Genomic DNA, 10,659 nt, shown 5'->3' with positions numbered 1-10,659 from the left:
TGCCGGCACCGCCGCCCCCTGCCCCCACGCCGCCGCCGCCAGCGCCCCCTCCGCCGCCTCCGGCACCGCCGCCAGCGCCGGGCGCCGCGCCGCAGATCGCCAACTGCGACGTCTTCCCCGCCACCGCGGTGTTCAACACGCGCATCGACGACGCGCAGCGCTTCCCCGTGCACGCCAGCAGCGCGACGTGGATCAACAGCGTCGGCGGCACGCGTGCCTTCCACCCCGACTGGGGCCGCAGCGAGAACCAGCAGCAGCCCGCCGACTACTACGGCATCCCATACAACGTCGTCGACGGCAGCACCGCGGCGACGGCCACCACCAGCTGGCCCACCGTCTCGTTCAACCCCGCCGACCCGCGCGCCGGCAGCGGTGTCGGCGCGCCCGACGAAAGCGACTGCGCTGCGCCGGTGGGCGGCGGCTTCGCGCTGACGCGCGACTGCACCACGCTGACCGCAGTCAACCGGCGCTTCCCCTTCCCGCGCGACGACCTGCTCAAGGCCGAAGGCGGCGCCTGCAACGACGCGCAGCAATGCGGCGACCGCCACGTGCTCGTCGTCGAGCAAGGCAGCTGCCGGCTGTGGGAGAGCTATGCCAGCTACAAGTTCAACGGCCAGTGGTACAGCTACTCAACGGCCGCCTGGGACCTGAAATCCAACGCGATGCGGCCCGACACCTGGACCTCCGGCGACGCCGCCGGCCTGCCGCTGCTGCCGCTGCTGGCGCGGGCGGCCGAAGCCAGCGCCGGCGAGATCCGCCATGCCTTGCGCGTGACGCTGCGCGACAGCGTCATGGCGCGCAGCTATGTCTGGCCCGCCCGCCACCGCGCCGGCGGCGACACGCCCGGCGGTGTGCCGTTCGGCGCCGTGCTGCGGCTGAAAGCCAGCTTCGTGCCGCCAGCGGTCTGGACGACCCAGGCCAAGGCCGTCGCGGTGGCGATGCAGCGCTACGGCCTGTACGTGGCCGACATCGGCTCCGACTTGTACGTACAAGGCGAGCCCAGCGCGCAGTGGCAGGACGGCACGATGGACAACCTCAAGACGCTGCGGGCGGCGGACTTCGAGTTTGTGGACATGCGTGCCATCACCGGCGACAGCCGATTCAGCGGGAATTCTTTCCAGGCGGTTTGGTAGTCCCGCAGGCCGCGCGCGTCGCACAACGACCAACGCCACCGCGTAAGTAATGCCCACAGAGCCGCTGCAGTTCATCCAAACGCACCCCCTGCCCATGCTTGAATGACGTTCCCGCGAGCAGGCCGACACGAAGAGCCCGCCGCAGCCAGGGGCAGTTTGGAGACGACACCATGACCTCATTCCGGCAGCAGGCCCGCCGCCTGCTCGTCAACGCCGTCGCGGCGGCCGCCTTCGCCAGCACCACCACCGCGCACGCCGACATCACCGTGGGCCAGACGGCCGGCCACACCGGCCAGGTGGCGGCCAGCGTGGGTGAGGCGACGCGGGGCGCCAAGATGTACTTCGACATCGTCAACGCCAGCGGCGGCGTTAACGGCCAGAAGATCAACCTGGTGTCGCTGGACGACAAGTTCGACCCCAAGATCGCCGCCGCGAACGCCAAGCAGCTGATCGACCAGGGCGTCATCTCGCTGTTCCTGAACCGCGGCACGCCGCACACGCAGGAAATCATGCCGCTGCTGGCCGAGCACAAGGTGCCGCTGGTGGGGCCGTCGACGGGCGCGATGGTGCTGCACAAGCCGGTGAACTACTGGCTCTTCAATGTGCGCGCCACCTACCAGCGCGAGGCCGAGCGGGCCATCGAGCACCTGAGCCTGATCGGCATGGAGCGCATCGCCATCGTGCAGGTGAACGACTCGTTCGGCGACGACGCCGTGCAGGGCGCGATGGCCGGCCTGGCCAAGACGAACAAGAAGCCCGTGGCCCACGAGAAGTACGACCGCGCCAAGCCCGACTTCGGCCCCATCGTGCCCAAGCTGCTGGAGAAGCAGCCCCAGGCGGTGATGTTCATCGGCTCGGGCACGGCGGTCGTTCAGGGCATGAAGGCGGTGCGGGCCGCGGGCTCGTCGGCGCAGTTGGTGACGCTGTCGAACAACGCGTCGATGGGCTTCATCAAGGACCTGGGCGACATCGGCTACGGCGTCATCGTCAGCCAGGTGTTCCCCTATGAGCGCTCCATCGCCAAGCCCATCATCAAGGAGATTTCCGAGGCGGCCCAGAAGGCCGGCGTGGACCTGACGCCCACCGTCGTCGAGGGCTATGTGTCGGCCAAGGTGCTGGTGGAGGGCCTGAAGCGCGCCGGCAAGCAGCCCACGCGGCAGAGCCTGCGCGACGCGCTGGAGAACATGGGCCGCTACGACGTGGGCGGCATCGAGGTGGGCTACAACGCCAAGGACCACAGCGGCCTGGACTACGTGGACCTGGCCATCATCGACCAGACGGGCAAGTTCAGGCGCTGAGTCAGAACCGGGCGACGTTCCGCAGCTTGGCTGGTGCGCTTCGCCCATGAAAAGGGCAGGTGTGGCACCTGCCCTCGTCCGTGCGGAGAAGCGAAGACTACTTCTTCGCTTCTTCCTTCTTCGTCTCGACCTTCTTCTCTTCCTTCTTCATCTCCTTCTTGGCGGCGCTGGCAGCCGGCTCGGCGGCGCTGGCGGCCTTGGCGGCCATGGGCGCGGCACCGGCGTGCGATGCGGCTTGGGCGCTGAAGGCGAAAGCAGTCAGGATCAGGGCGCTCAGGATCTTGGTCATGGGATCACTTTCGATGTTGGAAATGCGTGGTGTTGCATTCACCCGGCTTCCAGGGAGGATGCCCTGTCAGCCAGCGCCCGAGTTTGTCGTCTGGGCCAAACGGCTCTCAATCGGGCATACCCTCAACAGGGCACATCCTGGATCGGTTGACAGGGTCGAACGCGCGCCGGGGCACCCAGCCGCGGCGGCCGGTTGAGCAAGCGGCTCGGGTATCCGACTCACCGATACCATGCCGCCCGATGCGCCCTCTTCCGCGCGCGGCCCTGGGCTGCCTCTCACTTGCGCTTTCGATGCTGGCACCGGCGGTGGGCGCGGAGCCGTTCCGCCCCCGGTCGGACTCGCAGGTGCTGACCACCGTGCCGGCACGGGCGAGCGACCCGCAGGCGCGTGAGCTGGCCCGGTTGCGCGCCGCCTGGCGCGCGGCGCCCCATGATGTCGGCCGGGCCACCGCGCTGGCCCGCCGCTACTTCGAGCAGGTCGCCGCCGAGGGCGACCCGCGCTACATCGGCTACGCCGAGTCCGCCCTGCAACCCTGGTGGCAACTGCCGGACCCGCCGGCCGACGTGCGCGTGCTGCGCGCCATGCTGCTTCAGTTCGATCACCGCTTCGAGCCGGCACTGGCCGACCTGGCGGCGGCGTTGCAGGCGCAGCCCGACGACGGCGTGGCCTGGTCCTGGCAGACGGCGATCCTGATGGTGCGCGCCGATTACGACGCCGCCCGGCGCAGCTGCGAAGGGCTGGCCCGGCGCGCCACGGCGCTGGTGGCGGCGGCCTGCCACGCGCAGGTCGATGCCGTCACGGGGCGTGGGACGCAGGCGGCAGCGGCGCTGCGCACGGCGCTGCAGGACGCGGCCCGGCAAGGCCCCGAGGAGCGCGTCTGGGCCCTGACCCGCCTGGCCGAGACGGAAGAACGACTGGGCCAGCACGCGGCCGCCGAGAAGGCCTTCAACGACGCCAGCAGGCTGGGCGTGGCCGACGTCTACCTGCAGGCGGCGTTCGCCGACTTCCTGCTGGACCGTGGCCGGCCGGCCGAGGTGCTGCAACGGCTGGCCGCGGGCCGCCGCGCCGATGTGCTGCTGCTGCGCCTGGCCCTGGCGGCCCAGGCCCAACGCGACGCGCAGGCGCCGGCGCTGGCCGCCGAGCTGGCGGCCCGCTTCGACGCCGCACGCCAGCGCGGTGACACCACGCACCGCAAGGAAGAGTCCCGCTTCGTGCTCGCGCTGCAGGGCGATGTCCCGCGCGCGCTGGCCCTGGCCCAGCAGAACTGGCGCGAGCAGCGGGAGCCGGCCGATGCCCGCATCCTGCTGGAGGCGGCGCTGGCAGCGCGTGACCGCGCAGCCGCCCAGCCGGTGCTGGACTGGATGACGACCTGGGGCGTGCAGAGCGTGGCGCTGCAGCACCTGGCAGACGCGCTGAAGGCCTTGCCATGAGCGCCGTCCGGGCGTGGCTGCTGGGCGCGCTGTTGCTGCTGTTGCTGGCGGGTCCCGCGCAGGCGCACAAGCCGTCGGACAGCTACCTCGGCCTGACGCTGCAGGCCGGTCAGCTGTCGGGCCGCTGGGACATCGCGCTGCGCGACCTGGACTTCGCCATCGGCCTGGACGCCGATGGCGACGGCAACATCACCTGGGGCGAAGTCCGCGCCCGCCATGCGGCCATCGCCGCCTATGCGTCGGCCCGCCTGGCGGTGCAGGCCGACGGCCAGCCGTGCACGGTGACGGTCGGCGAGCAACTCGTCGACGAGCACACCGACGGCGCCTACACGGTGATGCCGCTGGCCCTGGCCTGCAAGAGCGCGTCGCCGCACACGCTGACACTGGACTACCGGCTGTTCGCCGACCTGGACCCCAAGCACCGCGGCCTGCTGAACCTGACGGTCGACGGCACCACCAGCACGGCTATCCTCGGGCCGCACGCGCCGTCGCAGCAGTTCCGCATCAGCGCGCCTGCCAGCGGCTGGCAGCAACTGCTGGACTACGGTCACGAGGGCGTCTGGCACATCTGGATCGGCTTCGATCACATCCTGTTCCTGCTGTCGTTGCTGCTGCCGGCGGTGGGCGTCTGGCGCCGCAGCCGCTGGACACCGGTGGAGCACTTCGGCACGGCCTTCTTCGACGTGCTGCGCATCGTCACCGCCTTCACCGTCGCGCACTCCATCACCTTGTCGCTGGCCGTGCTGGGCTGGGTGACGCTGCCGTCGCGGCTGGTGGAGAGCTGCATCGCCGCCAGTGTGGTGCTGGCAGCAATGAACAACGTCTGGCCGGTGTTCCACGGGCGACGCTGGATGGTGGCGTTCGGCTTCGGGCTCATCCACGGCTTCGGCTTCGCCAGCGTGCTGGTGGACCTGGGCCTGCCCGCTGGCGCGCTGGCGCGGGCGCTGGTGGGCTTCAACCTCGGCGTGGAAGTGGGGCAGCTGGCCATCGTGGCCGCCTTCCTGCCCACCGCCTACCTGCTGCGAAAGAGCGCCTTCTACCGGCGCGTCGTGCTGACGGGCTGCTCGCTGGTCATCGCCCTGCTGGCGGCGGTGTGGCTGGCCGAGCGCGCACTGGACCTGAAGCTGCTGCCCGGCTGAAGCACCGCGGCGCGCGGGTTGACAGGGAGTTGGAATTAACCGACACCACTCTTCCCGGCCTGCCGCTATGGTGCCGCCGCCATGAGCAGTTCAACCACCCCGCCCCGGCCCCAGCCGCCCCGCCCCGAGCGCCGGCTGTGGGACATCTCCCCCACCGTCGCGCCCGACGCGCCCATCTTCCCCGGCGACGAGCCCTACAGCCTGCGCTGGACGGCGCAGCTGTCGCCCGGCTGCCCGGTCAACCTCAGCGCCATCACGATGTCGCCCCACGTGGGCGCGCATGCGGATGCGCCGCTGCACTACGCCAACGACGCGCCGGCCATCGCCGATGTGCCGCTGGACACCTACCTCGGCCGCTGCCGCGTCATCCACGCCATCGGCGCGGCGCCGCTGGTCATGGTCGCGCACCTGCAGCATGCCGAGGCTGACCTGCCGCCGAGGGTGCTGGTGCGCTGCTGCGAGCGCGCCGACACGGTGTGGAACCCCGCCTTCACCGCCTACGCGCCCGAGGCCGTGGCCTGGCTGGCCGCACGCGGCGTGAAGCTGATCGGCATCGACACGCCCAGCGTCGACCCGGCCGACTCCAAGGTGCTGGACAGCCACCAGCAGCTGCGCCGCCTGGACCTGCGCGTGCTGGAGAACCTGGTGCTGGACGACGTGCCCGAGGGCGATTACGAGCTGATCGCCCTGCCCATGAAATTGCAAGGCGCCTGTGCCAGCCCGGTGCGCGCCATCCTGAGAGAACTTTGATGACGACAAGAGAAGAAGCCCTCGCGCTGGACGCGCGCGACCCGCTGGCGCCGCTGCGCGAGCATTTCACGCTGCCGCCCGGCGTCATCTACCTGGACGGCAATTCGCTGGGCGCGTTGCCCAAGGCCACGCCCGCGCGCATCGCCAAGGCGGTGGAGCAGGAGTGGGGCCAGGGCCTGATCGCCAGCTGGAACAACGCCGGCTGGATCGCGCTGCCGAGGAAGCTGGGCGACCGGCTGGCGCCATGGATAGGCGCGCGGCCGGGCGAGGTGCTGGTGGCGGACTCGACCTCGGTCAACCTCTACAAGGTGCTGCACGCGGCGCTGCAGCTGCAGCAGGGCAAGCGCCGCGTGGTGGTCAGCGAGCGCAGCAACTTCCCGACCGACAACTACATCGCGCAGAGCGTGGTGCGCGCGCACGGCGGCGAGCTGATCCTGGTCGACACGCCCGAGGAAATCCCGCCGCTGCTGGACGAGACGTGCGCCGTGCTGATGCTGACGCATGTGAACTATCGCAGCGGCCGCATGCACGACATGGCGCTGCTGACGCGCTGGGCCCACCAGGCCGGCGCGCTGGCCGTGTGGGACCTGGCGCACAGCGCCGGCGCGGTGCCGGTGGACCTGCTGGGCGCGGCGGCGGACTTCGCCATCGGCTGCGGCTACAAGTACCTGAACGGCGGCCCCGGCGCACCGGCCTTCGTGTGGATGCACCCGCGCCACCAGGGCCAGGTGTGGCAGCCGCTGACGGGCTGGCTGGGCCATGCGGCGCCGTTCGAGTTCAGCCATGAGTACCGCCCCGCGGCGGGCATCCAGCAGTACCAGTGCGGCACGCCGGCCGTGCTGGCGATGACGGGGCTGGAGACGTCGCTGGATGTGTTCGACGAGGCGGCCAAGCTGGGTGGCATGGGCGCGCTGCGAGCCAAGTCGCTGGCGCTGACGGAGGCCTTCATCACGGAGATCGATGTGCGCGTGCCGACGGCGACCGTGGCGACGCCGCGTGACGCGACGATGCGCGGCTCGCAGGTGTCCATCTCGCTGCCTGAGGACGTCGACGGCTACGCGGTGATGCAGGCGCTGATCTCGCGCGGCGTCATCGGCGACTTCCGCGCCGGTGAGCCCGCGCTGCTGCGCTTCGGCTTCACGCCGCTGTACACGCGGTTTGTCGACGTGGTCGACGCGGTAAGCATCCTCGTCGACGTGCTGGCCACCAAGGCCTGGCAAACGCCCGAGTTCCAGAAGCGGGGAGCCGTGACATGAGCGGCACCACCGAACACCACGGCGCCCAGCTCGATTTCTCGAAGGACATGAGCTACGGCGACTACCTGCAGCTGGATGCCATCCTCAGCGCGCAGAAGCCGCTCTCGCCCGACCACAACGAGATGCTGTTCATCGTGCAGCACCAGACGTCGGAGCTGTGGATGAAGCTGATGCTGCACGAGCTGCAGGCGGCCATCAGCAACGTGGCCGCCGACCGGCTGCCTGAGGCCTTCAAGATGCTGGCGCGGGTGTCGCGCATCATGGAGCAGCTGGTGCACGCCTGGGACGTGCTGGCGACGATGACGCCGCCCGAGTACAGCGCCATCCGGCCCTACCTGGCCAAGAGCAGCGGCTTCCAGAGCGCGCAGTACCGACGCATCGAGTTCCTGCTGGGCAACAAGAACGCGGCCATGCTCAAGCCCCACGAGCACCGGCCCGACCTGCTGGCCCAGGTGCGCGAGGCGTTCGAAGCGCCGTCGCTGTACGACGAGGCGCTGAAGCTGCTGGCCCGACGCGGCATCGCCGTGCCGGCCGCCAACCTGGCCCGCGACTGGACCCAGCCGCACGTGGCCGACGAAGGCGTCAAGCAGGCCTGGCTGACCGTCTACCGCGAGCCGCAAAGCCACTGGGACCTGTACCAGATGGGCGAGGAGCTGGTGGACCTGGAGGATGCCTTCCGCCTCTGGCGCTTCCGCCACGTGACGACGGTGGAGCGCGTCATCGGCTTCAAGCGCGGCACTGGCGGCACGGGCGGCGTCAGCTACCTGCGCAAGATGCTGGACGTGGTGCTGTTCCCGGAGCTGTGGGCGCTGCGCACGGAGCTGTAAGCCGGCGTCGTTACGTATGGGCAAACACATCCGAGACGGATATCACGGGGGTTCCTGACACGAAACTTCAGAAATCCGGTCGGTGGCCGAAGATGCGGCGACCGCAGTGCAAACGCGCATTGTTTCGGATGAGAGAGGTTTAGTTGCTCCCCCTGCTTTCTAGGACGGAGGCCGCCGGGCTGCGCTTGCGCGGCCGGCTTTGCGCTTGCGCCGTTGCCCTTTTTCTGGCGTCCCACGCCTGCGCACAGGATGCGCTGCTGGACGACGCACGCGCGCGCCTGAGCCGGCGTGACGCCGCGGGCGCCTACGCGCTGCTGGCGGAGGCCGAGGTGAAGCGCGCTGGCGATGCCCGTTTCGATTACCTGCTGGGCGTGGCAGCGCTGGATGCCGGTCATGTCACGCGCGCCATCTTCGCGCTGGAGCGCGTCGTGCAGCAGCAGCCCGACGACATGCTGGCGCGCGCCGAACTGGGCCGCGCCTACCTGGCCGCCGGCGACGTCAACGCAGCCCGCGAGCAATGGCAGCTGGTGCGGCGCACCGACCTGCCGGAAGGTGCGGCCGCCGCCATAGACCGCGTGATCAGCGTGGTCGACCAGGTGGCACCACCCAACGGGCCACGGTTGTCTGGCTACCTGGAGCTGGGTGCCGCCTACGACAGCAACGTCAACAGCGCCACCAACCAGGGGGAGTTCGCCATCCCCGCGTTCGGCGGCATCCTGTTCCAGAACACGCCGGAAAACCGCCAGCAGCACGACCTGGTCGCCCTCGCGGCCGGCGGCTTCAACGCCGAAAAGGCACTGTCGCCGTCATGGCAGCTGGTGGGCGCGGCAAACGTGCGTGCTGCAGTGGACCGCGAGGTGCACGACATGAACACCGTCTTTCTTGACGCCACCGCTGGCCTGCGCCACACCGCGGGCACGCACAGCCAGCTCGTCGCACTGCAGAACAACACCGCCTGGGTGGGCGGCAGCCTGTACCGCAGGGCCAGCGGCCTGACCGGCCAGTGGCAATCGCAGCTCGATGCCGCGTCGCAGGTGAGCGTGTTCGCGCAGTGGTCACGCCAGGTCTACAACAACCAGCACGAACGCAACACCGACCGCCTGCTGCTGGGCGTGGGCGGCGCACGCCAGTTCGACGGCGCGGGGCCCCTGGCCTACGGCAGTGCCTACGCGGTGCAGGAGCGCGCCCGCGCGTCAGCGTTCGACAACTTCGGCCACCACGGCGCCGGCCTGCGGCTGGGCGTGGAGCAGCGCCTGGGCACCGGCGTGACCGGCTTTGGCGAATGGCAGCACGAGCGGCGCCGCTACGGTGGCACCGAGCCGTTCTTCGACACCGCCCGCCGCGACACGCAGAATGACTTCTCCGCCGGCCTGCGCTGGACCGCAAGCCCGCGCTGGCAATGGGTGGCGCAAGCACGCCGCGCACATGTCGCGTCCAACGTCGTGCTGTACGACTACACGCGCAACGTCTTCCAGATCACCGCGCACAGGAGCTTCCAATGAGCCGCATGCACCGACTCAAGCCGAGGCACGCCCAGGCGCCCGCCGCCGGCCTTCGCAACACGCTCGCGGCTGCGGCGCTGTGCGTCGTCAACGGCCTGGCCTGGGCGGCGCCATCGGCCACCGCCCTGTTCACCAGCGGCGACGTGCGTGTGCTGTCGGCCAAGGGCGTGGTGCGCGAGCTGAAGACCGGCGAAGCCATCGAGTCGGGCGAGACCGTACAGACCGGCAAGGGCCGCGTGCAACTGCGCATGGTGGACGGCGCGTTGATGGCGCTGGGCGAACGCACCACGCTGCGGCTGGACGACTACCACCTGGCCAGCCCCGGCGGCGAAGACGAACGCGGCTTCATGAGCCTGCTGGGCGGGGGCTTGCGCACCATCAGTGGCACCATCGGCAAGCCGCGCACCAGCAACTACAAGCTCGACACCCCGTCGGGCACCATCGGCATCCGCGGCACCGAGTACACCGCCGATGTGGACAACGGCCTGCGCGTCGGCGTGATCGGCGGCCTGGTGGCCGTGTGCAACGACGGCGGTTGCGTGGACGTGCCCAAGGGGTCGTCGGCGTTCGCGCCCAACCGCACGGTGAAGCCGGCGGTCAGCACGCAGCACCTGCTGTACCTGCAGCCGGCCAACGCGGCCGAAAGCCCCACGGCCGTCGCCGCGGCGCCCGTCAGCAGCACGCCCGTCGACCCGCCGCGGCCCACATCGGGCGACAAGGTCGCCCAGGATCTGGCCACCCAGCTGAACCCGGCTGACACCGCACCCACGCCTGCGCCGGCACCCACGCCCGCGCCGGCACCCACGCCCGCACCGGCACCCACGCCCGCACCGGCACCGGCACCCACGCCCGCACCGGCACCCACGCCCGCACCGGCACCCACGCCCGCGCCCGCGCCGGCGCCCACGCCGGCGCCCACGCCTGCATCTGCACCTGCACCAGCACCCACGCCTGCGCCCACACCTGCACCTGCACCTGCACCTGCACCTGCACCTGCACCTGCACCTGCACCTGCACCTGCACCTGCACCTGCAC

At 70.5% G+C, this 10,659-nt stretch carries 10 protein-coding genes; 9 read left to right on the top strand and 1 reads right to left on the bottom strand.

The annotated features are described in order from the left end of the window. A partial coding sequence (locus AC1D29_RS29445; protein WP_477904306.1) for a hypothetical protein occupies window positions 1-1,133 on the top strand: 1,133 nt, incomplete at its 5' end. Between the two features lie 170 nt (window positions 1,134-1,303). Beyond that, complete coding sequence (locus tag AC1D29_RS29440; RefSeq protein ID WP_477904304.1) at window positions 1,304-2,431, top strand: ABC transporter substrate-binding protein; 1,128 nt, start codon at window positions 1,304-1,306, stop codon at window positions 2,429-2,431. Between the two features lie 97 nt (window positions 2,432-2,528). Here the strand turns inward: AC1D29_RS29440 and AC1D29_RS29435 are convergent, their stop codons facing one another. After that, window positions 2,529-2,720 (bottom strand): hypothetical protein, encoded by a 192-nt coding sequence (locus AC1D29_RS29435; protein WP_477904302.1) that lies wholly within the window; start codon window positions 2,718-2,720, stop codon window positions 2,529-2,531. 290 nt (window positions 2,721-3,010) lie between these two features. Between AC1D29_RS29435 and AC1D29_RS29430 the strand changes: the two genes are divergently transcribed. From AC1D29_RS29430 to AC1D29_RS29400, 7 genes are all read left to right on the top strand, one after another. Further along, window positions 3,011-4,150, top strand: coding sequence for a hypothetical protein (locus AC1D29_RS29430; RefSeq protein ID WP_477904300.1), 1,140 nt, complete (start codon window positions 3,011-3,013; stop codon window positions 4,148-4,150). Further along, window positions 4,147-5,289, top strand: a complete 1,143-nt coding sequence (locus tag AC1D29_RS29425) for a HupE/UreJ family protein (RefSeq protein WP_477904298.1) — start codon at window positions 4,147-4,149, stop codon at window positions 5,287-5,289. The genes AC1D29_RS29430 and AC1D29_RS29425 overlap by 4 nt, the downstream gene beginning before the upstream one ends. 81 nt (window positions 5,290-5,370) lie before the next feature. Then, a complete protein-coding gene (gene kynB / locus AC1D29_RS29420) occupies window positions 5,371-6,039 on the top strand; it encodes an arylformamidase (protein ID WP_477904296.1) in 669 nt (222 codons plus the stop codon). Further along, window positions 6,039-7,295: a kynureninase gene (kynU, locus tag AC1D29_RS29415; protein WP_477904294.1), complete on the top strand. Its 1,257-nt coding sequence runs from the start codon at window positions 6,039-6,041 to the stop codon at window positions 7,293-7,295. Before kynB ends, kynU begins: the two co-directional genes overlap by 1 nt. After that, window positions 7,292-8,122 (top strand): tryptophan 2,3-dioxygenase, encoded by an 831-nt coding sequence (kynA, locus tag AC1D29_RS29410; protein WP_477904292.1) that lies wholly within the window; start codon window positions 7,292-7,294, stop codon window positions 8,120-8,122. The genes kynU and kynA overlap by 4 nt, the downstream gene beginning before the upstream one ends. A 143-nt stretch (window positions 8,123-8,265) precedes the next feature. After that, entirely contained in the window at window positions 8,266-9,624 is a 1,359-nt protein-coding gene (locus AC1D29_RS29405; protein ID WP_477904290.1) for a surface lipoprotein assembly modifier, read from the top strand. Next, window positions 9,621-10,659 (top strand): FecR family protein (locus tag AC1D29_RS29400; protein WP_477904288.1); only part of this gene is annotated, 1,039 nt, incomplete at its 3' end. The genes AC1D29_RS29405 and AC1D29_RS29400, both read left to right, overlap by 4 nt.

Source organism: Roseateles sp. P1_C6 (assembly GCF_056406315.1).
This window is presented reverse-complemented; position numbering and strand designations above follow the sequence as displayed.